The 25,698-nt window shown below is 62.6% G+C and carries 22 protein-coding genes and 1 pseudogene; 10 read left to right on the top strand and 13 right to left on the bottom strand.

The window, feature by feature from the left end:
* The first annotated feature begins 80 nt into the window (after positions 1-80).
* On the top strand, positions 81-1,937 hold the full coding sequence (locus NKI21_RS22850) for a CHASE3 domain-containing protein (RefSeq protein WP_352441701.1): 1,857 nt from the start codon (positions 81-83) through the stop codon (positions 1,935-1,937).
* Positions 1,938-1,948: 11 nt separating this feature from the next.
* On the opposite strand, the gene NKI21_RS22855 is transcribed toward NKI21_RS22850, so the two are convergent.
* The gene (locus NKI21_RS22855) at positions 1,949-2,521 is read right to left on the bottom strand and encodes a putative glycolipid-binding domain-containing protein (RefSeq protein WP_348629846.1); all 573 of its coding nucleotides are present in this window, start codon (positions 2,519-2,521) and stop codon (positions 1,949-1,951) included.
* A gap of 279 nt (positions 2,522-2,800) precedes the next feature.
* On the opposite strand from NKI21_RS22855, the gene ubiG reads away from it, so the two are divergent.
* Both ubiG and NKI21_RS22865 read left to right on the top strand, forming a co-directional pair.
* A complete protein-coding gene (ubiG, locus tag NKI21_RS22860) occupies positions 2,801-3,550 on the top strand; it encodes a bifunctional 2-polyprenyl-6-hydroxyphenol methylase/3-demethylubiquinol 3-O-methyltransferase UbiG (protein ID WP_023811162.1) in 750 nt (249 codons plus the stop codon).
* A 26-nt stretch (positions 3,551-3,576) separates the two neighbouring features.
* A pseudogene (locus NKI21_RS22865) lies at positions 3,577-3,917 on the top strand (MmcQ/YjbR family DNA-binding protein).
* Here NKI21_RS22865 and NKI21_RS22870 read toward each other — a convergent pair.
* The gene (locus NKI21_RS22870; RefSeq protein WP_023811160.1) at positions 3,914-4,840 is read right to left on the bottom strand and encodes a DMT family transporter; all 927 of its coding nucleotides are present in this window, start codon (positions 4,838-4,840) and stop codon (positions 3,914-3,916) included. The pseudogene NKI21_RS22865 and the gene NKI21_RS22870 sit on opposite strands and share 4 nt — an antisense overlap.
* 99 nt (positions 4,841-4,939) lie before the next feature.
* Between NKI21_RS22870 and NKI21_RS22875 the strand changes: the two genes are divergently transcribed.
* Positions 4,940-5,425 (top strand): MarR family winged helix-turn-helix transcriptional regulator, encoded by a 486-nt coding sequence (locus NKI21_RS22875; protein ID WP_023811159.1) that lies wholly within the window; start codon positions 4,940-4,942, stop codon positions 5,423-5,425.
* Positions 5,426-5,429: 4 nt separating this feature from the next.
* On the opposite strand, the gene NKI21_RS22880 is transcribed toward NKI21_RS22875, so the two are convergent.
* From NKI21_RS22880 to NKI21_RS22895, 4 genes are read right to left on the bottom strand one after another with little or no spacing between them, the layout of a single operon-like run.
* Positions 5,430-5,855: a DUF1178 family protein gene (locus tag NKI21_RS22880; RefSeq protein WP_023811158.1), complete on the bottom strand. Its 426-nt coding sequence runs from the start codon at positions 5,853-5,855 to the stop codon at positions 5,430-5,432.
* Positions 5,852-6,718, bottom strand: a complete 867-nt coding sequence (locus tag NKI21_RS22885) for a carbon-nitrogen hydrolase family protein (protein WP_023811157.1) — start codon at positions 6,716-6,718, stop codon at positions 5,852-5,854. Before NKI21_RS22885 ends, NKI21_RS22880 begins: the two co-directional genes overlap by 4 nt.
* A 10-nt stretch (positions 6,719-6,728) precedes the next feature.
* The gene (gene grxC / locus NKI21_RS22890) at positions 6,729-6,998 is read right to left on the bottom strand and encodes a glutaredoxin 3 (RefSeq protein WP_023811156.1); all 270 of its coding nucleotides are present in this window, start codon (positions 6,996-6,998) and stop codon (positions 6,729-6,731) included.
* A 27-nt stretch (positions 6,999-7,025) separates the two neighbouring features.
* Entirely contained in the window at positions 7,026-7,826 is an 801-nt protein-coding gene (locus tag NKI21_RS22895) for a ComF family protein (RefSeq protein ID WP_023811155.1), read from the bottom strand.
* Between the two features lie 65 nt (positions 7,827-7,891).
* Between NKI21_RS22895 and NKI21_RS22900 the strand changes: the two genes are divergently transcribed.
* Complete coding sequence (locus NKI21_RS22900; RefSeq protein ID WP_023811154.1) at positions 7,892-8,767, top strand: methyltransferase domain-containing protein; 876 nt, start codon at positions 7,892-7,894, stop codon at positions 8,765-8,767.
* Positions 8,768-8,795: 28 nt separating this feature from the next.
* Here NKI21_RS22900 and NKI21_RS22905 read toward each other — a convergent pair whose 3' ends face one another.
* The 5 genes from NKI21_RS22905 to argJ form a co-directional block, all read right to left on the bottom strand.
* Positions 8,796-8,981 (bottom strand): Flp family type IVb pilin, encoded by a 186-nt coding sequence (locus NKI21_RS22905; protein ID WP_352441702.1) that lies wholly within the window; start codon positions 8,979-8,981, stop codon positions 8,796-8,798.
* 109 nt (positions 8,982-9,090) lie between these two features.
* Entirely contained in the window at positions 9,091-9,405 is a 315-nt protein-coding gene (locus NKI21_RS22910) for a hypothetical protein (RefSeq protein WP_352753245.1), read from the bottom strand.
* 128 nt (positions 9,406-9,533) lie between these two features.
* Complete coding sequence (locus tag NKI21_RS22915) at positions 9,534-9,956, bottom strand: (deoxy)nucleoside triphosphate pyrophosphohydrolase (protein WP_292455459.1); 423 nt, start codon at positions 9,954-9,956, stop codon at positions 9,534-9,536.
* The gene (locus tag NKI21_RS22920) at positions 9,949-10,701 is read right to left on the bottom strand and encodes a GNAT family N-acetyltransferase (protein ID WP_352753242.1); all 753 of its coding nucleotides are present in this window, start codon (positions 10,699-10,701) and stop codon (positions 9,949-9,951) included. Before NKI21_RS22920 ends, NKI21_RS22915 begins: the two co-directional genes overlap by 8 nt.
* A gap of 29 nt (positions 10,702-10,730) precedes the next feature.
* A complete protein-coding gene (argJ, locus tag NKI21_RS22925; protein ID WP_352613265.1) occupies positions 10,731-11,972 on the bottom strand; it encodes a bifunctional glutamate N-acetyltransferase/amino-acid acetyltransferase ArgJ in 1,242 nt (413 codons plus the stop codon).
* A 169-nt stretch (positions 11,973-12,141) separates the two neighbouring features.
* On the opposite strand from argJ, the gene NKI21_RS22930 reads away from it, so the two are divergent.
* Positions 12,142-13,371: a caspase family protein gene (locus tag NKI21_RS22930; RefSeq protein WP_352867465.1), complete on the top strand. Its 1,230-nt coding sequence runs from the start codon at positions 12,142-12,144 to the stop codon at positions 13,369-13,371.
* Between the two features lie 303 nt (positions 13,372-13,674).
* Complete coding sequence (locus tag NKI21_RS22935; protein ID WP_352867468.1) at positions 13,675-14,274, top strand: TetR/AcrR family transcriptional regulator; 600 nt, start codon at positions 13,675-13,677, stop codon at positions 14,272-14,274.
* A 66-nt stretch (positions 14,275-14,340) separates the two neighbouring features.
* Here NKI21_RS22935 and NKI21_RS22940 read toward each other — a convergent pair whose 3' ends face one another.
* Entirely contained in the window at positions 14,341-15,258 is a 918-nt protein-coding gene (locus tag NKI21_RS22940; RefSeq protein WP_023811146.1) for a peptidylprolyl isomerase, read from the bottom strand.
* A gap of 269 nt (positions 15,259-15,527) precedes the next feature.
* Here NKI21_RS22940 and secA point away from each other — a divergent pair, with 269 nt between their 5' ends.
* Complete coding sequence (secA, locus tag NKI21_RS22945) at positions 15,528-18,260, top strand: preprotein translocase subunit SecA (protein ID WP_352867472.1); 2,733 nt, start codon at positions 15,528-15,530, stop codon at positions 18,258-18,260.
* Positions 18,261-18,421: 161 nt separating this feature from the next.
* Here the strand turns inward: secA and NKI21_RS22950 are convergent, their stop codons facing one another.
* On the bottom strand, positions 18,422-22,333 hold the full coding sequence (locus NKI21_RS22950; protein ID WP_352867475.1) for an ATP-binding protein: 3,912 nt from the start codon (positions 22,331-22,333) through the stop codon (positions 18,422-18,424).
* A gap of 386 nt (positions 22,334-22,719) precedes the next feature.
* On the opposite strand from NKI21_RS22950, the gene NKI21_RS22955 reads away from it, so the two are divergent.
* Positions 22,720-24,120 carry a lipopolysaccharide biosynthesis protein gene (locus NKI21_RS22955; protein WP_352867477.1) on the top strand — a complete coding sequence of 467 codons (1,401 nt, stop codon included), beginning with the start codon at positions 22,720-22,722 and terminating at the stop codon, positions 24,118-24,120.
* On the top strand, positions 24,120-25,400 hold the full coding sequence (locus tag NKI21_RS22960) for a GNAT family N-acetyltransferase (protein WP_023811141.1): 1,281 nt from the start codon (positions 24,120-24,122) through the stop codon (positions 25,398-25,400). Before NKI21_RS22955 ends, NKI21_RS22960 begins: the two co-directional genes overlap by 1 nt.
* Positions 25,401-25,698: the final 298 nt, after the last annotated feature.

Below are 25,698 nucleotides of genomic sequence, written 5' to 3' on the forward strand. Positions count from 1 at the left end.
CCGCCGCCTACGAAATGCTGCCTGCGGGGAATTCTTTTGGTTCGGCATAACAGATGATGATTGCTCGTCTTCGACGCGCCATGCGATGGCAATCGCTCCCGCTTGTCGCCGGCTTTGCCGTGCTGGCGCTGATTGTCGGCAGCCGTGCCATGCTGGTCGAGGAACAGCGGGCCAACCGCGCCGCCGCGCGCGAGGCAATCGAATATCAGCAATTGCTTTCGGGACTGCTTTCGCTGGCGCAAGATGCAGAGAGCGGCCAACGCGGCTATCTGCTGACCGGCGAGGAATCCTATCTCGATCCCTATCAGCGCGCTGTCGGCGCCATTCCGGGGCAACTTGCCCGCATCGACAGCTTGACTGCCCCTGACGACCAGCTCGTCCAGCAGATCAGCCATATGAAGGACGCGCTTTCGCAAAAGCAGGCTGAACTGGCCGAGACGATTGCCCTGTACGACCAGGGCAATGCGACGAATGCGCTGGATCTGGTTCGCAGCGGCCAGGGCAAGGCCGTCATGGAGGAAATCCGGACCAGCATGGATACGGTCCGACGCATCAGCGCCGCAGCCGTCGCCGCGCGCGATGCGCATACCGACCAGGTCGAGGCCTGGTTACGCATCGGTTCGGTGGCGGCGCTGCTGGCGATCTTCCTGCTTGCCGGCTACGCGATCAGGGAATCGCGCCGCCGCTTCCGTGAGGTTGCCGTTGCCCAGGATGAGTTGGTGCGCAAGAACGTCGCCCTCGGCAAGGAGATCGAGACACGCGAAAAGGCCGAATCCCAGATCCGCCAGATGCACAAGATGGAGGCTGTCGGCCAGCTTACAGGCGGCATCGCCCACGACTTCAACAACATGCTGGCGGTGATCATCAGCGCCATGAACCTCGCCCAGCGCAAGCTGGCGCGCGGCGAGCACGACATCGCACAATTCGTCGATGCGGCGATCGATGCCGCGACCCGTGCCGCCAATCTGACGGCCCGGCTGCTCGCCTTCTCGCGCCAGCAGCCGCTGGCGCCGCAGATCGTCGACGCCAACCGTCTGCTGACCGGCATGTCCGACCTGATCCGTCGGGCACTCGGCGAAACCATCCGCATCGAAACGGTGCTGGCGGGAGGCTTGTGGAAAACCCATGCCGACCCGAGCCAGATCGAGAACGCCGTTCTCAACCTGGCCGTCAACGCGCGCGACGCCATGGGCGATGATGGCAAGCTGACCATCGAGACCGCCAACAGCCATCTCGATGAGAGCTACGCCGCCGCCCATGCCGAAGTCGCGGCCGGCCAGTATGTGATGATCGCCGTCAGCGACACCGGTTCGGGCATGACCCCCGATGTCATCGCCAAGGCCTTTGAACCCTTCTTCACCACCAAGCCGGTCAATAAGGGCACCGGCCTGGGATTGAGCCAGGTGTTCGGCTTCGTCAAACAGTCGGGCGGCCACGTCAATATCTATTCCGAACCCGGCGAAGGCACGACGATCAAGATCTACTTGCCGCGGTATTTCGGCGCCGATGAGCCGGCCGTGCCCACCGGGCGAGGCGACAACCCCGCCGCACCGGTCACCGAAACGATCCTTGTCGTCGAGGATGATGCCCGCGTGAGGGTCTCCACCACCGAGGCCATACGCGAACTCGGATACACCGTCATTCATGCCGCGAGCGGCGAGGAAGCGTTGCAGAAACTGGCGGAGCGCCCGAACGTCGGCCTTCTGTTCACCGACATCGTCATGCCCGTCATGAACGGCCGCAAGCTGGCGGAAGAGGCCGTTGCCCGCATGCCGCAGCTGAAGGTGATCTTCACCACCGGCTTCACCAGGAACGCGGTGGTCCACAACGGCGTGCTCGACCACGACGTGCATTTCCTCGCCAAGCCCTTCACCATCGAGCAACTGGCGGCGAAACTGCGTGACGTGCTCGGCACGACGCAGGGCGCAGCGGATTGATTACAATCGCTTCAGTCTGACGCAGCCGCGCTTCTCCACAGGCCAGGATAGTCGACAACGAAGCCGTGCGGCGAGATGTTGAGGGTCTCGTCATAGCCGAACACCGGCGCGGCATAGGCGTAGCGAACCGTGTCGAGACGCCGATAGGTCTGATCGAGGCGCACCAGGCTCAGTTCAGGGAAAGTCAGGTAGGCGGCCGGAGCAGGCGTCGCCTCGCCGATGCCGAGGTCATACCGGCGGATCGCCAGCAGGTTCGATGCCGGTGTGAAGCCAAGATCGACATCGACAAGGCCGTCGACGCCCTGCTGGACTTCGCCATTCAGCGTCCACTGGCCGTCCGAATCGCGTTCGATCGCATAATGCAGCTTGCGGGTGCCGAGAAAGCCGTCGATCCGCGCTGAACGCGTGCGCCAGCCGACATCGCAGATCACCTCATAGCCAAGGCAGCACGGCTTGCCGTCCTGGATGAAGATGGCCTGTCCCTCGAGACTGTGCCCGACATTGGTCTGTGACAACAGGCAGGCGTCGTGACCCTCCACGTCGAGGCGGTGCCAAAGGATCGAAGCCGTTTCCTGTTTCATCATGGTTTCCTCCAATTCAAATCCTGTCTCCTTTTCGCCCGGCGGATCAATTGTGTTTCGATGCAGGCGCGTGACAGGTGACATGCCCTGACAGAGCCTGTTGCCTGGCAGGCCGAGGAAAATGCTGCCTTGACATTCGCGGCCTCACGCCCGACTTCCTAGCGCATGACCCCGAAATCGAAGTCGATTTCGGAAAGGATCATACGCAGAATTTAAAGTGCTACAGCGTCCTTTGCGCGTCCAAGAGGACGCGCGGCGCTGTAGTGTCGAGGAGACCAACCGATGCCAGAGCCCCGACGATCGACGATCGATGCCGGAGAAGTGGAACGCTTTTCCGCCCTTGCCGCCGAATGGTGGAACCCGAACGGCAAATTCCGTCCCCTGCACAAATTCAATCCGGTCCGGCTGGCCTATATCCGCGACCAGATAGCGACGCGCTTCGGCCGTGACCCGCGCGCTGCAAGGCCTTTCGAGGGCCTGCGCATCCTCGACATCGGCTGCGGCGGCGGACTTCTGTGCGAGCCGATGGCGCGGCTTGGCGCCGAGGTTGTGGGCGCAGATGCCTCCGAAACCAACATCGAAGTGGCCAAGCTGCACGCCGCCGAGGGCAATGTCAGCGTCGACTATCGCGCCACGACGGCCGAGGACCTTGCCGACGCCGGCGAGAAATTCGACGTCATCCTCAACATGGAAGTGGTCGAGCATGTCGCCGACATCGACCTGTTCGTCGCCAAATGCGGCGAGATGGTGCGGCCCGGCGGCATCATGTTCGTGGCCACCATCAACCGCACGCTGAAGGCGCTGGGCTTAGCCATCATCGGGGCCGAATATGTGCTGCGCTGGCTGCCGCGCGGCACCCACCAGTTCGGCAAGCTGGTGCGCCCGGAAGAGCTCGAAAAGGCGCTTGGCGGCGCCGGCCTGACCATCATCGACCGCACCGGCGTCACCTACAACCCGCTGGCCGACCGCTGGGCGCGGTCGAAGGACATGGACGTCAACTACATGGTCCTGGCGGAAAAAGGCTCGGTCTGAAGGCTGATCTGGAGATTTGTCGGACCGTGGACAGTGTGAGAGCCCGACAATTGGCGCTTGAGCTTCCCGAAGCGGCCGAGAAATCGCATTTCGGCAAGGCCGACTTCCGGGTACGCAATCGCATCTTCATGTCGCTGCCCGAAAACGATCGCGCCGTCATAAAGCTCGACATCGGCCAGCAAGAGATGACGACTGCAGCCGAACCGCTGGTTTTCAAGCCAGTGCCTGGTGGATGGGGACGAAAGGGCTGGACGTCGATCATTCTTGACGCATGCGATGAAAGACATTTCGCAGCGCAATACGGATGTCATGGCGAAATGTTGCCCCGCCGGCTCTCAGGAAAATCTTTGACGCGAGCCAGGCCTAACGGATCGGCAAGGCGGCTCCGGCTGCAGGAACTCGACCCTTCTGGCTTTGTGCCCTGGTGGTGATGAACACGCCGGCAGTGATGATGAGCGCGCCTGCCCAGGTCAGCAACTGATAGTGCTCGCCGAGGAAGATGGTTCCGGCAAACAGGCCGACGGCGGCCGCCACATAACCGATCTGGCTGAGATAGACCGGACCGCCAACCGCCTGCAGCCTGAAGAAGAAGGCAAACATCGCCGACGCCGACGCGACCTGCGCGACCACCACCAGCGGCACGCCGCCGAGTGGCACGAAAGCCTCGCCGCCGAACAGGAGAAGAATGCCGGCAAGCAGCATCGCCGCTGACGCCAGATGGCTGCCGACGGCAAGCTCGATCGGGCCGGTGCCGTCCGGCCAGTCGACCGTGCGGTAGATGTTGCCGACGGCAAGGCTGACCGGAATGAGCAACCCCATCGCCACCCAGAACAAATCGGCCGGCTGGCCGGCCTCGCCGCGCGTCACCGCCACCATGACAGCGCCGACGAAGCCGACGGCGATGCCGACAATGCCCAGCATGTTGGGGCGCCGGACACGCAACAGGATCGAGAACACCAGTGTGATGACAGGCGACAGGGTGAACATGATGCCGGTGTAGCCGGCGCCCAGATGCGGGATGGCCGAGAACATCAGGAGGTTGGGGACAGCATAGGACACCGCGGCGGTGACGAAGAAATAGCGCAGTTTGTGCGCGGTGAGCCGGACCCGCTTGCCGCGAGCCAAGAGCACGCACAGCAAGACCCCGCCGGCGCCGAGCGAGATGACGAAGGCCCAGACCATGGCCGGCACGCCGGCAGCCGTGGCGAGCTTGCCGAAGGGCAGCGTCAGGCCGAGCAGGCCGCCGGTGACGACCAGCAGGCCGAGCGCCGAATCCCAGAGAAGTTTCATTGACCGAATCCTGTAGCGCGGCGGCTCTTGGCCGGCATTGCATGTTACGATAAGATAATGGCAAGATTCTTAACGTCAAGATAAATAATGGTGAGACAGTTGGACAGGGCAGCAAGAGCGATCGAGCAATGGAAGCGGGAGCGGCCCGATCTGGATGTCTCGCCGATGGCCGTGCTCGGACGGCTGAACGAGGCCTCCTCGCTGATCGCCCGCGAGCGCCTGGCGCCGTTGTTTGCCCGCTATGGATTGCAGTCGGGCGAGTTCGACGTGCTGGCGACGCTGCGCCGCGCTGGCTCACCCTATGCGCTGACGCCGACCGCTCTCTATGAAGCGACGATGGTCACATCGGGCGCCATGACCAACCGGCTCGACCGGCTCGAAACGTCCGGATTGATCCTGCGTGGGCCTCATCCCAACGATAGACGCGGCATTGTCGTGAGGCTGACCGAAAAGGGCTTGGCGCTGGTCGACGAGGCCGTTACCGCCCACGTGGCCAACGAGCACGCGGTTCTCTCGGGCTTGACGCAGGCGGAACGCGAAACGCTCTCTCGGCTGCTTGAGAAATTGATCGGTAGCGTCAGCTAGCCGGTCAGTTGCGATCGTCCGGGAATACCGGGATAGGCATGAACTCGACGCCATCCTCGGCCAGGCTCTTGGCCTCGTCCAGCGTCGCCTCGCCATAGATGCCGCGCGGGTCGCTCTCGCCGAAATGGATCTTTCGCGCTTCCTCGGCGAACTTGTCGCCGACATAGTCGGCATTCTCGCGCACCTTCTCGGCCATCGCCTTCAGCTGCGCCAGAGCCTGCTTCTGCGCCTCGCCCATGGCGAGCGCTATGGTTTCCTGCTTGCGCGCCGTGGAGACAGCCGGCGCCATCAGCGCTTTCTGCACCTTGTGCGAACCGCAGGTGGGGCAATCGACAAAGCCGCGCTTCTTCTGGGTGTCGAAATCGTCGTTGCTGCGGAACCAGCCTTCGAATTCGTGCTCGTGCTCACAGATCAGGGCAAAACGGATCAAGAGGCTGCACCCCTGAGCCGCGGCGCCTCGCCCAAGCCAGCATTGACGGCGAAATCCCGCGCATTCCTGAGATTGGGGATCTTCTTGCGCGCGGCAAGCGACTGCGCCGGGTCGATCTCGGCGATGATCACCGCCGGCTCGTCATGCGCGGCTTCCGCGATGATACGGCCCCACGGATCGACGATCAGCGAATGACCGTAGGTCTCGCGGCCATCCTCATGCAAGCCGCCCTGCGCGGCGGCGACGACATAGGCGCCATTCTCGATGGCGCGGGCCCTGAGCAGCACATGCCAGTGCGCCTCACCCGTCTGCCGGGTGAAGGCGGCAGGTACGGAAAGCAGGTCGGCGCCGGCCAGTGCCTCGGCGCGGAAGAGTTGCGGAAAGCGCAGATCGTAGCAAACGGCGAAGCCGAGCTTTGCACCCTCGATCTCGGTGACGACGGCCTCGGTGCCCGGCTCATAGGCGGCGGATTCGCGCCAGCTCTCGCCATTGTCGAGATCGACGTCGAACATGTGGATCTTGTCGTATGTCGCGAGCGTGGCGCCGTCCGGCCCGAACAGCAGCGCCCGGTTGGCGAGCTTGCCGTCGGCGCGTAAAATGGCTGTCGAGCCGATATGCAGGAAGACGCCGAGTTCCTTGGCCAGCTTGCGCGCGGTCGAAACGACGATATCCTTGTCCTCGGAGGTGAAGGAGGCGGCGCGAGCTTCCTTGTCGCGGATCAGCGCGCCGGTCATTTCCGGCGTCTGGATGTAGGCGGCACCTTGGCCAGCTGCTTCACGCACCAGCCGTTCGAGATCGACGGCGTTGCGCTCGGGGCTCTCGCCTGAACGCATCTGGATCGCAGCGGCTTTGAAAACACCCATCGTCATTCCCTTAATTCGTCGCGCCGTCAGCGAGCAGTTTGTCGAGCCGGCCTTCGGCCTCCAGCTCGTGGAGATCGTCACAGCCACCGACATGCGTATCGCCGATAAAAATCTGCGGAAAGGTCGAGCGGCCATGCGCCCGGGAGATCATCTCCTGGCGCAGTTCCGGCGAGAAGGAGGCATCGTGCTCGGTAAAGGCTATGCCCTTGCGCTCGAGCAGCCGCTTGGCTGCCGTGCAATAGCCGCACATCATGCGGGTGTAGATCGTGACATCGACCATGACGAATTTCCGCTGTTCGTTGCCGACTTATATAGTCGCGGACTCGTCCGCCCGGAAGTCCCCCGGCAACACACGGGCAAAGGTCAGCACGTCGACGGCGGCCGCACCTCCCCTTTTCAGCGCCTTGGTGGCGGAGCGCACCGTGGCGCCGGTGGTGTAGACATCGTCGATCAAAAGCACCCTGCGGCCGGCGATCTCGATTTCCGCCTCGGCGGGTACCCGAAAGGCGGCCCGCACATTTTCCTCGCGTTCCCCGCGCTCCAGCCCGACCTGCTGGCGGGTGAGTTTCACGCGCCGCACCGCCGAGGGGGCGAAGGGCAATTCACTGAGCGTCGAGACGGCCCTCGCCAGTTCCGCAGATTGGTTGAAGCGCCGCCTGAAAAAGCGCCGCCAGTGCAGCGGCACCGGCACCACCACATCCGCGTCGGCGATGAGATCGGCACCGGCGCGAACCATCCAGCGCGCCATCCATGGTGCCAGATCGGTGCGATCCTGGTATTTCAGCCCCTGCACCATCTGTCGGGCAACGCCGGAATAGGCGACCGCCGCCCGCGCCCGCTCGAAAGGCGGCGGATCGGCAATCGCCTCGGCCGACAGAAAGCCTTCGCCCATATGGTGGGTGAACGGCGTGCCCATGACCGGGCACCATGGCCGCTCCAGCAGCCTGAGCTTCGGCCAGCAGGCGCCGCACAGCACGCCTGGCTGCGAGACATGCCGGCGGCAACCGGCGCAGACCGGCGGAAACAGCATCCGCGCCGGCCAGCCGACAACCGACCGGGCCAGGTTCGTTATTCCGATGGACTTGATCTTGGGCATCGGATCGGCCAGGTGGTTGCTCCTGCACGCCACTATATCAACGATCTCGGAGCGTGGACAAACAAAGGATCTGCCCGTTGCAGCCGATAATGGATACCTCTCTGTGGCTGGCGCACAAGCGGCGCGCGCTTGCCCATCCGGTCGACGGTGCGGACTTTCTCATGCGCCGCACGGCCGAGGACCTTGCCGACCGGCTGGGCGCCGTCGAGCGCAGGTTCGGCAAGGCGGCTGTGCTGTTTTGCCAGACGCCGGCGGCGGCCGAAACGCTCGCCGAAAGCAGCAAGGTCGCCGACATTGTCCGCGTCGAGGCGGACACGGCCTTCCTGAGCGGTGGCGGCGCCGGCTTGATCGCACCGCTCGAAACCGTGCCGTTCGAAGCGGAAAGCCTCGATCTGGCGGTGTCGCTTCTGTCGCTGCAGGCCATGAACGACATCCCCGGCATGCTGATCCAGATCCGCCGTGCGTTGCGGCCGGATGGGCTTTTCCTCGGCGCCTTTGCCGGCGCCGGTACGCTTTTCGAATTGCGCGAAAGCCTGCTTTCGGCCGAGACCGAGCTTTACGGCGGCGCCAGCCCGCGTGTCGCCCCGTTCACCGACGTGCGCGATGCCGGTGCGCTGCTGCAGCGCGCCGGTCTCGCTCTGCCGGTCGCCGACGTCGAGACGGTGACCGTGCGCTATGCCAGCCTGTTCAACCTGATGGCGGATCTGCGGGCCATGGGCGAAACCAATGCGCTCACCGATCGCAGCCGGCGGCCGGGCTCGCGCAAGCTGTTTGCCCGCGCGGCGGAAATCTACGCCGAGCGGTTTTCCGACCCCGATGGCCGTGTCAGGGCAAGTTTCTCGATTGTCTGGATGTCCGGCTGGGCGCCCGACGCATCGCAGCAAAAACCGCTGAAGCCAGGGTCGGCCAAGGTCTCGCTGAAAACAATCCTGGAGGCGCCCGACGGGCAATGATCCTGCCCGCAGGCGCGGAAAAGTTGGATCAGGGAGTGGGTGCGAAAGCGTTCGCAAGCTTGCTGTTGTTGTCGCTGAACAGCCAGACGATCCCGTCACGGACCTCACCGATACCGCCGATGATGGCCAGCGACAGCACGGCGATGATCACGCCATATTCGACGGCCGTGGCGCCGGTCTCGTCGTTCAAAAAACCCAGCAGGACTGCTTTCATGGCCTCAACCCCTCTGTCCGGGACCCTACAGCCGACCTGTTAAGAAAGGTTAACGGCAAAGGCTTAACAGGCGATGAAACCGCCGCCTTTCCGAAATCTCTTAACCATGTCAGCAGTCGCCGCTGCTCCTGCCATTGGACCTGATGATGCAGACCGAGCTCGGCTGCGGCTGCAGCACGCTGCGGCGCAGCGTGTAGGTTTCGCGATGGCCGATCGAGCCTGTCGCCGCCATGTCAAGCCCGCCGAAACCATCACGGGCCGACAGCGAGCGTGTCTGGCTGTCGAGGAAAGGGGTTACAATCAGCGCCAGCGCCACCGCGGCCGAACCGAACAGCAGCGTGATGCGCAATATGCCCATGCCCGCATCGGCGGCGCGAAAGCCGCGCTCGGGCCGGATCGAATCCCAATCCCTGTCTAGGTTCATGCTATCGCTCCCCGGCAAATCGACGGCTCGGCCGCGAACGGCCATGCTTCAATTTTTCACGACGATATAAATCTTCCATTAACGCTGGCTGATACACGCCTCGGCCAGGAACCGACCGGACGCGAGCCTCAGAGAAGATCGATGAGGAACGGGATCAGCGGCGCGTCGGCCGGCGGCATCGGATAGTCGCGCATCTGCTTCGGCCGCACCCATTTCAGCGCCTGCCCTTCCCTGGGATGGGCTATGCCGCGAAAGCGGCGGCAGATGAACAGCGGCATCAGCAGGTGGAAATCGTCGTAGGAATGACTGGCGAAGGTGAGCGGCGCCAGGCACGGAATGTCGGTTTCGATGCCGATTTCCTCATGCAGTTCGCGAATGATGCATTGTTCGGGCGTCTCGCCGGGCTCGACCTTGCCGCCGGGAAATTCCCACAACCCGGCAAGTTGCTTGCCCTGAGGCCGCTGCGCCAGAAGCACCCGGCCGTCGGCATCGACAAGCGCGCAGGCGGCGACCAGGAGCAGGCGCTTGCCGGCGGTCACGACATCATTCATGACCCGGCGGCCGGCGGTAGTGGTAGCGATAGACTTCCTCGAAGCCGAGCGAATGGTAGAGCGCCAGCGCCGGCACATTGTTGGCCTCGACCTGCAGCCAGGCTTCCCGCGCGCCCCGCAGCCGCGCCCATTTGAGCGCCGACAGGATCAGGTTGCGGCCATGGCCCCTGTTGCGCGCCAATCTGTCGGTGGCGACCTCGAACAGGCCGGCGAGATCGCCGTCATGGACGCAGATAAGCGTCGCCAGCGCCTCGGCTCCATCTTCGAGCGCGAACAGCCCGGCTTCGGGCTGGATGGCGCCGATGATCTCCGACAGGCCGGGCCGCAGCGAAACATCCGAACCGCTGACCTTGAGCAACGCGCCGATGAAGCGGCTGATGTCCTTGAGCGGAATCTGGTCCATGGCGGCGTCGAGCTGCGCGCCGGCCAGCGGCAGCCGCATGACCAGCGACTCGTCGAACCGGCTCCAGCCCTCGCGGTCGAGATGGCTGGCGAGATCTGGACCCGACAGCGGCGACATGCGGAACGTCAGCGGCCTTCCATAGGCATCGAAACGGCGGCTGGCCCGGCCGATACGGTCGGCCATGTGCATGATATCGCCGGGATCGAGCGGATTGACCGAGTTCAGCCGCTTGGCAGGATGGCCGGCGGTCAGCCGCACCACCCAGGTGCCGTCATAGTGGACGGCGGCTGCCGGCCAGGCGCGAAAGCCGGCCGCCTCGTAGCGGCGTACGATCGCGAGCATGCTTGCCGGATGCCTGGAGCTCAAAACCGTCAGCTCCGATAATCGCCATTGATGGCGACATATTCCTTGGTGAGATCGCAGGTCCACACCGTCGCCTTGCCGCGGCCGATGCCGATATCGGCGCGGATACGGATGTCGTCGCGCTTCATATAGGCCGACGTCGCCTGCTCGGAATAGCCAGGATCGCGCTCGCCTTCATGCGCCAGCCTGTTGTCGCCGAACCAGATCGACAGCCGGTCGCGATCGGCGGGCTCGCCGGCCTTGCCGACGGCCATGACGACGCGGCCCCAATTGGCATCCTCGCCGGCGACCGCCGTCTTGACCAGCGGCGAATTGGCGATCGACAGCGCGATGCGCTTGGCCGAGCGCGCCGATTTGGCGCCGGTGACGGTGACTTCGACCTGCTTGCGGGCGCCCTCGCCGTCGCGCACCACTTGCAGCGCCAGCGATTTCAACACCTTGCCGAGTGCCCGGCGGAACGCGCCGAGACGGGCATCCTTGGGGTCGGTTATCTCTGGCGCGCCACGCTTGGCAGCCTTGCCGGTGGCGAAGATCAGCAGCGTATCGCTGGTCGAGGTGTCGCTGTCGACGGTGACCGCGTTGAAGGTCTTGGCCGTGCCGCGCGACAACAGGTCCTGCAGAACAGGGGCGGCGATCGGCGCGTCGGTGGCGATGAAGGAGAGCATCGTTGCCATGTCGGGCGCGATCATGCCGGCGCCCTTGGAGATGCCGTTGATGGTGACGTCGGTATCGCCGAGCTTGACGGTCGCGGTCGCCAGTTTCGGATAGGTATCCGTGGTCATGATCGCCTTTGCCGCTTCGGTCCACAGCTCAGGCTTGCCGTTGCTGACCAGTCCCGCGAGCAGATGGCTGAATTTGCTGGTATCGAGCGGCTCGCCGATGACGCCGGTCGAGGCCAGGAAAACCTCCGCTGCCGTGCAGCCGGCCGCCTTCGCGGCCGCCTCGCCGGTCAGCGCGGTCGACTCGCGGCCTCTCTTGCCGGTGAAGGCGTTGGCGTTGCCGGAATTGACGACCAGCACCCGGGCCTTGCCTGCGCCGAGATTCTGCCGGCAGAAGTCGACCGGCGCCGAAGGGCATTTCGATTTCGTGAACACGCCGGCGATCGCGGTGCCTTCATCGAAGACCATGGTCAAAAGATCGGTGCGGTTTTTGTACTTTATCCCTGCCTCGGCGGTGGCGATGCGCACCCCTTCGATTTCCGGCATTTTGGGGTATTTCTTCGGCGCGAGCGGCGAAATCGTCGTGGACATGGAGGCCTCGGGCGGGAAAAATCGCAGGGGAAGGCCGGTTTGCCCGATAGACCGCGCGGGCGCAAGGCGTTTTCGTCGCTCTTGCCCGGGAGCTCGAACCCGCTCGTGGTTAGGCCTGCATTTCAAATCCGATGGCGTCGCCGGGGCCGATGGCGTTATGATCTGCCCCATGGGCAGGCTTGCGATCCTTGCATGGGCATTTCTGGGACTTTTGCTGCTGAGCGCGGATGCGCAGCCGCAACGGCGGGTAGCGCTTGTCATCGGCAACGGCACTTACGCCGAAGCCGGCACGCTGGCCAATCCTGTGAACGACGCCCTCGACATCGCCGACAAGCTGCGCTCGATCGGCTTCGAGGTCATCGAGGGCAATGATCTCGGCAAGCGTGAACTCGAACGCAGCATGGGCGCGTTTTCCGATGCGCTCCAGGGCGCCGGCGTCGGGCTTTTCTATTATGCCGGCCACGGCCTGCAGGTCGACGGGCGCAACTACATCGTGCCGGTCGACGCCAGGCTGGACGTACCGGTCAAGCTGCAGCTCGAGGCCGTGCCGATCGACGAAGTCCTCGACATCATGGAACAGCAGACCAAGGTCAGCCTGGTGTTTCTCGATGCCTGCCGCAACAACCCGTTTGCGCGCAGCCTCAGCCGCACCGCCACCACGCGCTCGGCGAAGGCGCTGGCCGGGCTGGCGCAATTCGAATCGACGCGCGGCTCGTTCATCGCCTTCTCGACGGCACCTGGCGCTGTCGCCATGGACGGCAGCGGACGCAACTCGCCCTTCGCCGCCGCCCTGCTGCGCCACATCGCCGAGCCCGGCCAGAGCATCAACGACATGATGATCGCGGTGCGCCGCGACGTGGTTTCGCAAACCCGCGAAACCCAGCGCCCCTGGGAGCAGGGATCGCTGCTCGAACGCTTCGAATTCGTCTCGGACGGACAACCTGCAGAGCCACAAAGGCCGGCCGCGGCGCCGGCCCCTTCGACGGAAGTCGCCGCACTTGAACGCTCTGTCGGCGAAGACAAGGGATCGATCGAGAAATTCCTGCGCCAGGACTATCTGACGCCGGACACCAGGGCGATGAGCGAGACCGTCAAACGGCTCTACGGCCCATCCGCCATCATCTTCGGAACCCGCTACGACGCCGACGCCATCGTCAAGGTCAAGGCCGACTGGTTCGCGCAGTGGGCCTCCTGGTCGCTAAGCATGGAGGCCGGCAGCCTGGAAGTCGCTCCGCAGGGCGAAGATCGCGCCGAGGCAGTCTTTGCGATGCGCTACGACTATCTTCCAAAGGACACGTCGGCGGCACGCCTGACCGGCAAGGCGCGCGTCACGCTTGGGCTGGTCAAGGCCGGCGGCGGCTGGCGTATCGAATCCGAGACATCGCAGGCGATGCAGTAGGCGTGATCCCACGGCCAGCCGGGCAATTTAAGCCGGCAGCGTCTCATAGCGATAGGAATTTTTTCTTGACTCGGTGAGGGCAGCTATGCTACATTTTTGCCTATGGTGCTGATTTGCGCCAGTGACCCGCCGCCCGGCGGGTTTTTGCGTTTGGAGCTTCGCCAACCGACACGCCGGTAGACTTCCAGAGAATAAACTTGACCCCTGCCGCTACCATCCGTTCCTGAAGCTTGAAAACGCGCCGTTTCGTTTGAGCGTCGGGGCGCCTATATTGCCGGCGATAGTGTTGGCGAGGAGACAGAGATGGCCGAGGACGCCGATCCGGCGCGCAGATCAATCGGTGCGCGGCGCAACCCCGACAGCGCCGATGCCATTCTCGAAGCCGCCGAGGCCGTGCTGGTCGAAGCCGGTTATGCCGGTTTTTCCATCGAAGCCGTGGCGCGGCGGGCCCGCGCCGGCAAACCCACCATCTATCGCTGGTGGCCGAGCAAGGCGGCGTTGCTGCTTGAGGTCTACCAGCGCCAGAAGCGCGTCGATGTTCCCGATACGGGCCGGCTGGAGGAGGATCTCGTCGGCTTCCTCAAAAACCTGTTCACCCACTGGCGCGAGACATCGTCGGGAAGCGTGTTCCGGTCGCTGATCGCCGAGGCCCAGTCCGACGAGACCGCTGCCGCGGCCCTTGCCGACTACTCGCTGGGCCGACGGTCCCATACCGGCCAGATCATCGAACGCGCCAAGGCAAGGGGCGAAATCCCGGCCAGCGTCGATTCAGCTGTTGTCGCCGACCTGATCGCCTCCTTCGCCTGGAGACATCTGTTGACCAACCGCCTCGACGAGGACGAAGCGACCATCGGCAAGGCGGTCAACTACGTGATGCGAGGCATAGCGGCGCCCGCCCCGTAAAGATGGCAATGAGAAAGGGCGCGGCAACCCCTGGCTGCCGCGCCCTTTTTCAAGGAGCTATCAGTCTTACTTGGCGCTTTCCAGCGTATCGACCGTCTTCTTCAGGTTCGCGTCGGGGATCTCGATCTTGGCGCCGGCGCGCAGCGACTTGACCAGTGCGAAATACTTGTCGCGGATGACCGCCTGCTTGGCCTGGTCCTTGACGTCCTCGAAGGCCGGCGGCTGCTTGGTGCGCTTGTCCTCGAGCTTGATGACATGCCAGCCGAACTGCGTTTGCACCGGCTGCTCGGTGTATTTGCCGACCTCGAGCGCGGAGGCCGCCTTGTCGAACTCCGGCACCATCTGGCCAGGTCCGAACCAGCCGAGATCGCCGCCGCTGGTCTTGCCCGAGGGATCGCTGGTGTGCTCGTTGGCGAGCTTCTGGAAGTCGGCGCCGCCATCGAGCTGCTTGATGATGGCCTCGGCCTCTTCCTTGGTCTTCACGAGGATGTGACGGGCATGCAGCTCATTGGTGGGCGGCGTGTTGGCGATTTCCTGGTCGTAACGGGCGCGGACCTCGGCGTCGGTGACCTTGTCGACGACGCCCTTCTCGACCATCTCGCCATGCAGCGCGCGCTCCTGCAGGAAAGCCATGCGGCGCTGGAAGTCGGGATCCTTGTCGAGCCCTGTGGTGACCGCCTCGGCGGCCATGACGCGGATCTCGATGGCAGCCGAAAGGGCGGCGGCACGGCGCTGCTCGGGCGGCAATTGCGCGAACTGCTGCGACAATTCCCCTTCGGCAAGCACCAGATCTGCTTCGGTCAGGGGCTGGCCGTTGACCGTGGCGATAACCTTGTTCGGATCGACCGGTGCCGCGGCCGGCGCTGCTGCATCCGCCGGAGCGGGAGCGGTTTGCTGCGCCATCAGCGGCGAGAGCGAAAGGGCCGACAGGCCGACTGCCAAGCCAAGGCTGGCGAGCGACGCGCGGCGGAACAACAAGGACATGGGGTAACTCCGGTGGGGATTGAAAGAGGGGTGGCTTCCAGATCGGCCAGATTGTGGCGGAATTTGGCGCAGCCAGCAGGGCCGGCGCGGCGTTGACATCAGTTGAGCCCCCTCTTATCTGTCCAACGACTTTGCGTCCAGAACCGTTTTCCGGGCGCTTTTTGTGTTTGCCAGTGTTCACTAATGTGTTTGCCAGTGTTCACGTGGAATTGATGGGGCCGGCCGGCGCTCATCTCAAGATTGAGAAATTCTATCGAAAGGACCATCGGATGGTCAGTCTCGGCGGTCTCGCCCGTAAGGTTTTCGGTTCCTCCAACGACCGTCGGGTCAAATCGACCCGGCCGCGTGTCGAGGCGATCAACGCCATGGAAAACGAGATGCGGGCGCTTTCCGACGAGGAGTTGGTCGGCCGCACCGCGAAATTCCGCCAGGACATCGCCAATGGCGCCACGCTGGACGACCTGTTGATCCCGGCCTTCGCTACTGCCCGCGAGGCAGCGCGCCGCGTGCTCGGCATGCGCCCCTTCGATGTCCAGCTGATCGGCGGCATGGTGCTGCACAATGGCGGTATTGCCGAGATGCGCACCGGCGAGGGCAAGACCCTGGTGGCGACGCTGCCGGTCTACCTCAACGCGCTCGCCGGCAAGGGCGTCCACGTCGTCACCGTCAACGATTACCTGGCCACCCGCGACTCCGAATGGATGGGCCGCGTCTACAAATTCCTCGGCCTCTCGGTCGGCGTCATCGTCCATGGCCTGTCCGACGAGGAGCGCAGCGCCGCCTACGCCGCCGATGTCACCTACGCCACCAACAACGAGCTTGGCTTCGACTATCTGCGCGACAACATGAAATACGAGCGCGCCCAGATGGTGCAGCGCGGTCACAATTACGCGATCGTCGACGAAGTCGATTCCATCCTGGTCGACGAGGCGCGCACGCCGCTGATCATTTCCGGTCCGCTCGAGGACCGTTCGGAAATGTACAACACCATCGACACCTTCATCATCCAGCTGCAGCCGCAGGATTATGAGATCGACGAGAAGCAGAAGACCTCGATCTTCACCGAGGAAGGCACCGAGAAGCTCGAGAACCTTTTGCGCGACGCCGGCCTGCTCAAGGGCGAGTCGCTCTACGACGTCGAGAACGTCGCCATCGTCCACCACGTCAACAATGCGCTGAAGGCGCACCGGCTGTTCCAGAAGGACAAGGACTATATCGTGCGCAACGGCGAGATCGTCATCATCGACGAGTTCACCGGCCGCATGATGCCGGGCCGCCGCTATTCGGAAGGCCTGCACCAGGCGCTCGAAGCCAAGGAGCATGTGGCGATCCAGCCGGAGAACCAGACGCTGGCCTCCGTCACCTTCCAGAACTATTTCCGCCTCTACAAGAAGCTCTCCGGCATGACCGGCACGGCGCTGACCGAGGCCGAGGAATTCGGCAACATCTACGGCCTGGAAGTCACCGAGATCCCGACCAATCTGCCCGTCGTGCGCATCGACGAGGACGACGAGGTCTACCGGACTGTCGAGGAGAAATACAAGGCGATCGTCAGGGAGATCCGCGAAGCCAGCGCCAAGGGCCAGCCGACGCTGGTCGGCACCACTTCCATCGAAAAGTCCGAGCAGCTGGCCGAGCGCCTGCGCAAGGAAGGTTTTACCGATTTTGAAGTGCTGAACGCCCGCCATCACGAGCGCGAGGCGGCGATCGTCGCCCAGGCCGGCAAGCCCGGCGCCATCACCATCGCCACCAACATGGCCGGCCGCGGCACCGACATCAAGCTCGGCGGCAATGCCGAGATGCGCATCGAGGATGAACTCGGCGACATGCCGGCCGGACCCGAGCGCGAGGCGCGGGAAAAGGAAATTATTGCCGACATCGAGCGGCTGAAGGAAAAGGCGCTGGCCGCCGGCGGCCTCTACGTGCTGGCCACCGAACGCCACGAATCGCGCCGCATCGACAACCAGTTGCGCGGCCGTTCCGGCCGTCAGGGCGACCCCGGCCGCTCGAAATTCTTCCTGTCGCTGCAGGACGATCTGATGCGCATCTTCGGCTCCGAGCGCATGGACGGCATGCTGCAGAAGCTCGGCCTCAAGGAAGACGAGGCGATCATCCATCCGTGGATCAACAAGGCGCTGGAAAAAGCGCAGAAGAAGGTCGAGGCGCGCAACTTCGACATCCGCAAGAACCTTCTGAAATATGACGACGTCTCCAACGACCAGCGCAAGGTGGTGTTCGAGCAGCGCATCGAGCTGATGGACGGCGAGGGCCTCTCCGAAACGATCGCCGAGATGCGCGAAGGCGTCATCGACGAGATCGTCGCCAAGGCCATTCCCGAAAACGCCTATGCCGAGCAGTGGAACGTTGCCGGGCTGAAGGCCGAGATCGCCGAGTTCCTGAACCTCGACCTGCCGGTCGAGGACTGGGCCAAGGAAGAGGGCATCGCCGAGGATGACATCCGCGAGCGCATCGGGCAGGCCGCCGAAGCCGCCGCCAAGGAGCGCGCTGAGCGTTTTGGCCCCGAGGTGATGAACTATGTCGAGCGCTCGGTTGTGTTGCAGACGCTCGACCATCTGTGGCGCGAGCACATCGTCAATCTCGACCATCTGCGTTCGGTCGTCGGCTTCCGCGGCTACGCCCAGCGCGATCCGCTGCAGGAATACAAGGGCGAGGCGTTCGAGCTGTTCCAGGCCATGCTGGGCAATCTGCGCCAGGCCGTCACCGCGCAGCTGATGCGCGTCGAACTGGTCCGTCAGGCCGCCGAAGCGCCGCCTCCGGAAGCCCCCGACATGTTCGGCACCCATATTGACGGCACAACCGGCGAAAACGACTTCGAAGGCGGCGAGACCGCCCTCCTGGTCCGCCCGGAGACAACGGCCGTCGTCGCTCCCGAAGACCGAGATCCAAACAACCAGGCCACCTGGGGCAAGGTCGGCCGCAACGAAGCCTGCCCGTGTGGCTCCGGCAAGAAATACAAGCACTGCCACGGCGCGTTCGCGTAAGGGTGCGCTTTCCTTCTCCCCGTCACTACACGGGGAGAAGGTGCCCGAAGGGCGGATGAGGGGCGGCGCTGGGGCTTGCGATTGGCCGACACCCTCACTTGAGGGGAGAGATGGCCGGCAGGCGAGAGGGCCTATGGCCTAGACAGAATTTCGTCACCATTTCAGCCGTTATAGATCACACCGATAATTCGGCGCACATGCTGCACTTCTGCGACGCCAGGTTGCGCCTTTCCAACGGAAAGGACTTCCGATGAGCCAAGACCGCCTATGCTCTCGAATTGGCGCAGATGACTGAGATTTCCGGGGAGGGCCAACCCTATCCGCTTGAAGAGTCCGGATCCATTGTCGAGAGCCAGCGCAACTAATGTTCCCTCATGAAGCCCAATTTCGGCAAGACTGATCGAAGCCCCTCCAAGCACTACCTGCTTTGGAAGAGCAAGCGGCACAGCACTCTCGTCAACAACGCGAAATGCGACCTCAACGCGATCTAAAACTTTGAAAGCGTCAACAAGAACTGCCTCATCCTGCCCCTGATCTACCTTGATGTCGTGGTCAAATAGAACTCCCATGACCTGATGGGCAGCGACTTCTACTTCAGGAAAAAATACCGTTGAGGGGCTTCTCGTTCGAGGATCAGGGACTTCTGCTGTCAGTCCAATGATGTCCGAGCCCTTTGAGCGCAGGAGGCGACGTGCGAAGACCGACTGACCATGACGCGCAATGACAAGACGGCGATCGAGGACCAGTCCAGGTTGAGCCTCGACGATCGCCAAGGCTCCCTGTGGAGCTGCAAAGCCAAAATTATGGCGGCGCAGATAGAATACAGCCTTTCCAACTAGTAACTTAGGATCGAACGGTTCCGTAGATTCCTGCGAACCCCCAGTGGGAGAGTGTAGGGTGAATGCTGCAAGGTCGGGATAGACCATCACGTCGAGCGACGGCGGCGGCATCGGATCCAGCGCCGGCGGCGCGTCAACCGCCGGTATGGTTGGTTGAGTGGCCGCCCTACGTTTCCATCGATCGCACTCCTCGTACATTCGCCCGGTAAGAACGACGAGCTGCCCAAGATCATCGGCACATTGCCCCACTTCGCCAGGTCGAATGTCCTGTCGGTTGCCATGGTGCGCTTTGTTCATCAATTGCAGCACTGGTGAGCCCTCGACCAACGCCGGATGCGCAATGAAGTCCGCAAACACCTGCATCGCAAACATCCCTTGCGGACCGGCCTTTATGTAAGATCGCAGACGATCCACAAAGGTCTTCAATGTAGGATCGGGATTTGCCTTTGCCCAAGCTAAGTGGGCAGGATCGTCGAACACGTCGCCCAACACCCCTTCAAAGAAAAATCTGCACCCGTCCGCAAAAGACCGGGCCGGCTCTTCAGCATCTCGATCCTTGTCATATAATATCTTGCGGACCTCGATCTCGGCCTGATGAGGCGTAGTTCTAACCAGAGGTTGATTTAGCGTCGCCGGATGAACGGCGAGGTGCTCCACACTAGGAACAACCGTTAGGCGGCCAACGGCGCCGGCAAAACGCCTATCGTAGGACGTGATAACTAGCTGCGCACCTACTTCGACCAGCGTTCCAAGAGAGTCCGCCAATTGTCGTCGATTTTCATCATCGAGCAATTCTTGCGGATCATCGAGTAAGAGAGTCTTCAGGCCTCCACGGGTCTTCAGCACATACTCCCAAAACGCAAAAAAGAACCCGACCAAACTGGCCCGCAGTGCCGACGCGTTTGTCACGTGCTGTGCGGGCGCAGACACGCCGCCCGCACGCACAACGAGATCGAGTTCGCCCTTCCGTCCCATGGCCGTGTCGACCAATTCATGTGCGGTGCTGGGAAAAGTGCTGACATAAATTCGCGACCGCCACAGTGCTGCTTCGGTACGAAGTATCTTACGAAGTTGATCGACTTGCCGGTCCGCCAACTCGCCTAACTTTGAAAGATTTGCGAGCGCGGCGCTCGCGGTCTCGTACTCAATGATCCGCTTTTCGGCAGCGCGCCGAAGTTGAATTTCAGCTTTCAAACGGATGCATTTCGATAGAGCCTTGGTAATTGGCTCAGCGCCTTTCACTGTGGCGTCAAGCTCCAAGAGCTTGCCCATGAGCGTGTTCTTCTCGGAAGCTTCACCTGCTTTGCGCCTGCTACCGAGAACGTTTTCAAAGACTTGACGAGCGAACGCGTCGTTCCCCTGTCGCCACCGGGCAAAACGCAACGCTAAGTCGAGACGCCTCAAGCCCTCTGCCAGGGCAGCACAACTCGCGGGGAGCGAGACAGGCGTGGCGGTAGCGAGATCGGATCTGTGCCTAACTGCCTCGTCAAATGCCTTGGCCGTTTCACTTTTGAGAGCGGCCAATTCACCCGAGAACGCGTCGAGTGCAAAAAGCTCATCGAGAAGAGCTGTGCGTACAAGGTCAACGGGATGGGCCGGGAGGTCCCTTTTAAGTTCAGCTTGCAATGCTTCAGGCAGAACGCTGTTGAGCTTGCCAAGGACGGCTTGCGCCCATCGATTTAGCGTCTGAGCAAACAGAGCCGCGTCCGCGCTTGCCTCATGGAGATGCGTTTTGACCAGCCGACCACTGATGGGATCGAGCGCTTCAACCAGGGAACCGCTGCATACCACGCAAAGATCTTCACTGCGACCGAGGTCGGGGTGTTCTTCAAGCCAGGTAGCCACATGAGCGTAAAGACGGGAACGAGCCGCAGACGATGGATCTTGTGCCAAGCCCTCGAGTAATTTTGCCTCTCGCATTATCTCGCTAATTTTGGTCTCGGCGGCGTTCAACTGCTCCAGCGTGAGTTCGCGAAAGCCTCGCAACCTTGCTATCGAAGGAAGTCGTTGGGGCTGGCCCACTTCGTTAAGTGCTGGCGAAATCGAACTCTCAAGATCCGCACCACGTTTGGGGTCCGCAGGATCGAATCCTTCACCAAGAATGTTCCGAACGGACTCATAGGCGGTCGACTTTGTCGTTTCAAAATACCGGGTGATCTCGTCAACAGTTTCTTCAACAGCCGCATCACCAGGTTCCGGCACCGCCTTTGGCGGCACGAGCGCCGGATAGGGCCGCAGCTCCGCCGCAAGGTCATCCCGCGCTGTTCTGTAAATCCGATCAATTCCCTCGAGTTCTTTAGTTTTGGCCTTGATGAAGTCCTTTACCTTGTTCTTGGCGCGCAGAGCGTGCCCTGCCAAGTCCACCAGCGCCGAAAGGCCCGTCAACTCCGCAACAGCTCGACCAAGCTCAGATTCGCTTCCAACTTTGATGAGCGGGAGAAGGCCTGGCATAACTGTACCGATCCGCACGGCGATCGGATCAACGCCGAGGCCAGTTAATTCCGGCGGTGTCTCCTCAAGGACACCTCGCGCAGTTCGCTTCTGAGTACGGCGGATGGGAGGCAATAGCTCTCCTTCTTCGTCAGCAAAGGTCAGTTCCACCCATGTATCGGCTGGAACCCATCCCTGATCAGGTCGATACTGAGAAACATCAGGCAATGGGGTAACTGGAGAAAGACGGTGCGCCGTTTCATCGTCCCCTCCATCTGCATTAGCTATCCAGCAGTTGAAGTCTACGTCCGCCTTTTCTGGCTCGCGCTGTGGGCGAAGGATCTCACCTGTTAGACCCCAAATGATGGCATTTAAAAGTGAGGTTTTTCCGGAGCCATTGCGGCCCTCGAACAGGGTCACCGGTGCTGCAAATTCATGGACATAGTTTTGCGGTGGCGCGCCAGGAGTTCCAAATTTGTGAAGTCCCGCGAACCTATGAGCTTCAACCTTTGCCAGTGTCAGGCGCCTATTGTTGGCATTGGCTGGGCGCGCCGGAATCGCCGCCACTTCTGGCGGTTTAACGAGAATTTCATCTACCAATTGTTCGGCATGCGTAGCACTGACATTGGCTGTCCAATTTGCCGCGCCCCTCGTTCGGTACCATTGCAGAGCACTGCGTGCTCGGTCATCTGGCAATGAGAATAATACATCACCACCAATAATAACCGCCCGGCTGCTAACTAGATCTGCCAGCAGAGATTCGAGGGTATGGAGATGGAGGTGTTGCGGTGCAAATTCAATCATTTTCCCCCTAATATTTTTTCCGCAAACGTTGTTCGCGCCAGGTCTCTGATGGACACGTTGAGGTCAACGATTTCGACTCAACGGATTATTTCTCTCAGAGATTCACCGGACACCCCAAAACTGCCCGATGGAATTTTGAGCATAAAGCAACATTTGTCCACACCCTTGCAATCCATAAATTAGTCAGCCGATTTTGATTTGGAAATGCTGGTCACAACCGGGTACGACGGCACCAAATCTTCAACGCCGGCGCCGCCCCTCATCCGCCTGCCGGCACCTTCTCCCCGTATAGCGACGGGGCGAAGGAGAACCCCACCCAACCGTTTCTTAATGTGTCTCCGCTACACCCAGCCCTGAAAAGAAGCGGAAAACGGAGAGAAATCGGGGTGCGCTTTTCCGCGGCCACGACTGCCGGGCGGTTCTTGCCGCAGCGTTGGGCGCTGCGCATGGGGCCGTTGCTTGGCCGCATCGATGCCGTGCTGTTCACCGCCGACGAGCGCGGCGAGGCGAGCCGCATGTCGGTCATCGCCTTCTCGGTCCGCATCGTCAGCGCCGTCATCGCCTTTGTCAGCCAGGTGCTGATGGCGCGCTGGATGGGCTCGTTCGAATATGGCATCTTCGTCCTCGTCTGGGTGACGATGGTCATCGTCGGCAACCTCGCCTGCCTCGGCTTCCACACCTCGGTCATCCGCTACATTCCCGAATACCGCGAACGCGGCTTGATGGATGAGCTGCGCGGCATCGTGCTGGCCAGCCGTCTGTTCGTGCTGATCGCCTCGACGCTGATTGCCGGGGTCGGCGCGCTCGGCGTCTGGCTGGCGGCACCCTGGATCGAAAGCTACTATGTGATCCCGTTCATCCTCGGCGTCATCTGCCTGCCGATGATCGCCATGTCCGACCTTTTGTCGGGCCTGGCACGCGCCAACAGCTGGGCGTTGTTTGCCCTGTCGCCGACCTATCTGGTGCGGCCCGTGCTGATCCTGCTGTTCATGGCGCTGATGCTGTTCGTGGGCTACGCACCTGATGCCAGGACCGCCATCTTCGCCTCGATCGCCGCCACCTACGCCACCACGCTGGGACAACTCGTCGGTGTCACCCAGCGCATGGAACGGCAGATCCCGGCGGGGCCGATGAAGGTGCATTTCGCGCAATGGTTCATCGTCTCGCTGCCGATCTTCCTGGTCGAGAGCTTCTTCTTCCTGCTGACCAATGCCGATGTGCTGATGGTCGGCGCCTATATGGATCCCAATGACGTCGCCGTCTATTTCGCCACCGTGAAGACGCTGGCGCTGGTGCATTTCGTCTACTTCGCCGTCAAGGCCGGCGTTGCCCAGCGCTACGCCCAGTTCACCCATGGCGACCCGCAAAGGCTTGCCGCCTTTGCCCGCGAGACGGTGTCGTGGACGTTCTGGCCCTCGCTGTTGATGGCGCTGCTGGTGCTGGCGCTCGGCGAGCCGATGCTGGTGCTGTTCGGCCCGGAATTCACATCAGGCTATCCCTTGCTGTTCCTGCTCGTCTTCGGCGTCGTGGCGCGGGCCGCCGTCGGCCCTTGCGAAAGCCTGCTGACGATGAGCGGCAACCAGAACATCTGCGCCGCTGTCTATGCCATGACGCTGGCCTTCAACATCGCCCTCAATGTGGTGCTCATCCCGATGTTCGGCCTGTGGGGCGCGGCAATGGCCACCGCCTTTGCCATGATCTTCGAAGCCGGCGCGCTCTCCTTCACGGTGTGGCGCAAGCTCGGCATCGCCATGCTCATCTTCGTGCCTGCGAAAGGAGCCGCGTGATGGCTGCCATCCCGTTGCTTGAGGAAACCAGCGGCGGCACCGCCGGAGCCATGGTGTCGGGCCTTGCCGGGCTGACCCGCGACGCCGATCCCGCCCATATCGAGATCCTCGCCAACAACCGGCCCGAGCGCAAGCTCGCCATCTACCCGGCATCGGCAGGTTTCGACCTGGTGGAGGAGCTGGATTATCTCTGCGCCCGCACGGTCGAGTCCAACGTGTTCTTCAACCCGCGCTTCCTGGCGCCCGCCATGCCGCGGCTGGAGGATCGCGAGGTGCGGCTGGCGGTCATCCGCGACGGCGACGAATACCGCAACCGGCTGCGCCTTCTGGTGCCGTTCTCGGTTGAGCGGCCGGTGGTGCCGCTCGGCGTTCCGGTCATGCGCACATGGTCGAGCCCGTTCGGTCCGCTCGGCACGCCGCTGGTCGACCGCGACGATCCGGTCGGCGTCGTCGAGGACTTCTTCGCGATGCTGTCGCGCCCGCATCTCAAGCTGCCGAAAGTGTTCGTCCTGCCCGACATCCGGCTCGATGGCCCGGTGGCGAGCCTGCTTGCCACCGTGGCCGAGGCGCGCGGCCTGACGCTGGTCACCACCGGCCAGAGCCAGCGCCCGGCGCTGGAGAGCGAGCTCGATGGAGACGATTATCTGAAGGCCTCGCTGCGCTCGCACCATTATCGCGAGTTCCGCCGCCTGAAGCGGCGCCTTGGCGACCTTGGCAAGCTTGAGCATGTCGTGGCGCGCGGCCCCGAAGACATCCGCCATGCCATCGAAGGCTTCCTGTCGCTGGAAGCGGCCGGCTGGAAGGGTCGCGAACGCACCGCCATGGCGATCGACCGCTTCCGCGCCGCCTTCGCCCGCGAAGCCGTGCACCGGCTGGCCGAGCAGGACATGTGCCGCATCCACTCGCTGACGCTCGACGGCCGCACCATCGCCTGCCTGATCGTCTTCGTCGAAGCCGGCATCGCCTACACCTGGAAGACGGCCTACGACGAGACGCTGGCCAGCTATTCGCCCGGCACGCTGCTGATGATCGAGGTGACCAGGCAGCATCTCGACGATCCCAACATCATGATGACCGATTCCTGCGCGGTGCCCGACCATCCGGTGATGAGCCGGCTATGGGCCGAGCGCAAGCCGATGGGCACCCTGGTGATCGGCCTGGCGCCGGACGCCGACCGCCTCACCCGCCAGGCCGCCTCGCAACTGCACCTCTACCGCGAGACCCGCAACATGGCCCGCCTGCTGCGCAACCGCATGAAGAGCTTGCTGGGACGGCGGTGAGAAAAGGCAGGGTGCGGTTCTGGAGAATGGCACATCTTCGCTGCAATATTTGACGGGTGGGTGACCGGGAATTTACTTCGGTTGCCTGCAGGCAAACGCGAATATTGATCTCTGCTTATAAAAAAACGAGATTTCTCGCAGAAATTTCCAGTGAAAGCCGATAAGACCTACTCGCATTCTTGTTCTTCATTCACGATAATCTAGTGATTCGGTAGCGATGAGAGAGAAATGTCGCTGAATCATGAGGCCAACGGCGCCCGGCACATCAGTGCGGAGGACAGCGCCGTTGTCCGAAGGG

The organism is Mesorhizobium sp. M0715, assembly GCF_040320355.1.
GTDB lineage: Bacteria > Pseudomonadota > Alphaproteobacteria > Rhizobiales > Rhizobiaceae > Mesorhizobium.

Bases quoted from the DNA above. Each gene is read 5' to 3' on its own strand.
- NKI21_RS22850 (WP_352441701.1), top strand. From the start codon at position 81: ATGCGATGGCAATCGCTCCCGCTTGTCGCCGGCTTTGCCGTGCTGGCG.
- NKI21_RS22855 (WP_348629846.1), bottom strand. From the start codon at position 2,521: ATGATGAAACAGGAAACGGCTTCGATCCTTTGGCACCGCCTCGACGTG.
- ubiG (WP_023811162.1), top strand. From the start codon at position 2,801: ATGCCAGAGCCCCGACGATCGACGATCGATGCCGGAGAAGTGGAACGC.
- NKI21_RS22870 (WP_023811160.1), bottom strand. From the start codon at position 4,840: ATGAAACTTCTCTGGGATTCGGCGCTCGGCCTGCTGGTCGTCACCGGC.
- NKI21_RS22885 (WP_023811157.1), bottom strand. From the start codon at position 6,718: ATGGGTGTTTTCAAAGCCGCTGCGATCCAGATGCGTTCAGGCGAGAGC.
- grxC (WP_023811156.1), bottom strand. From the start codon at position 6,998: ATGGTCGATGTCACGATCTACACCCGCATGATGTGCGGCTATTGCACG.
- NKI21_RS22905 (WP_352441702.1), bottom strand. From the start codon at position 8,981: ATGAAAGCAGTCCTGCTGGGTTTTTTGAACGACGAGACCGGCGCCACG.
- NKI21_RS22910 (WP_352753245.1), bottom strand. From the start codon at position 9,405: ATGAACCTAGACAGGGATTGGGATTCGATCCGGCCCGAGCGCGGCTTT.
- NKI21_RS22915 (WP_292455459.1), bottom strand. From the start codon at position 9,956: ATGAATGATGTCGTGACCGCCGGCAAGCGCCTGCTCCTGGTCGCCGCC.
- NKI21_RS22920 (WP_352753242.1), bottom strand. From the start codon at position 10,701: ATGCTCGCGATCGTACGCCGCTACGAGGCGGCCGGCTTTCGCGCCTGG.
- argJ (WP_352613265.1), bottom strand. From the start codon at position 11,972: ATGTCCACGACGATTTCGCCGCTCGCGCCGAAGAAATACCCCAAAATG.
- NKI21_RS22930 (WP_352867465.1), top strand. From the start codon at position 12,142: ATGGGCAGGCTTGCGATCCTTGCATGGGCATTTCTGGGACTTTTGCTG.
- NKI21_RS22935 (WP_352867468.1), top strand. From the start codon at position 13,675: ATGGCCGAGGACGCCGATCCGGCGCGCAGATCAATCGGTGCGCGGCGC.
- NKI21_RS22940 (WP_023811146.1), bottom strand. From the start codon at position 15,258: ATGTCCTTGTTGTTCCGCCGCGCGTCGCTCGCCAGCCTTGGCTTGGCA.
- secA (WP_352867472.1), top strand. From the start codon at position 15,528: ATGGTCAGTCTCGGCGGTCTCGCCCGTAAGGTTTTCGGTTCCTCCAAC.
- NKI21_RS22950 (WP_352867475.1), bottom strand. From the start codon at position 22,333: ATGATTGAATTTGCACCGCAACACCTCCATCTCCATACCCTCGAATCT.
- NKI21_RS22960 (WP_023811141.1), top strand. From the start codon at position 24,120: ATGGCTGCCATCCCGTTGCTTGAGGAAACCAGCGGCGGCACCGCCGGA.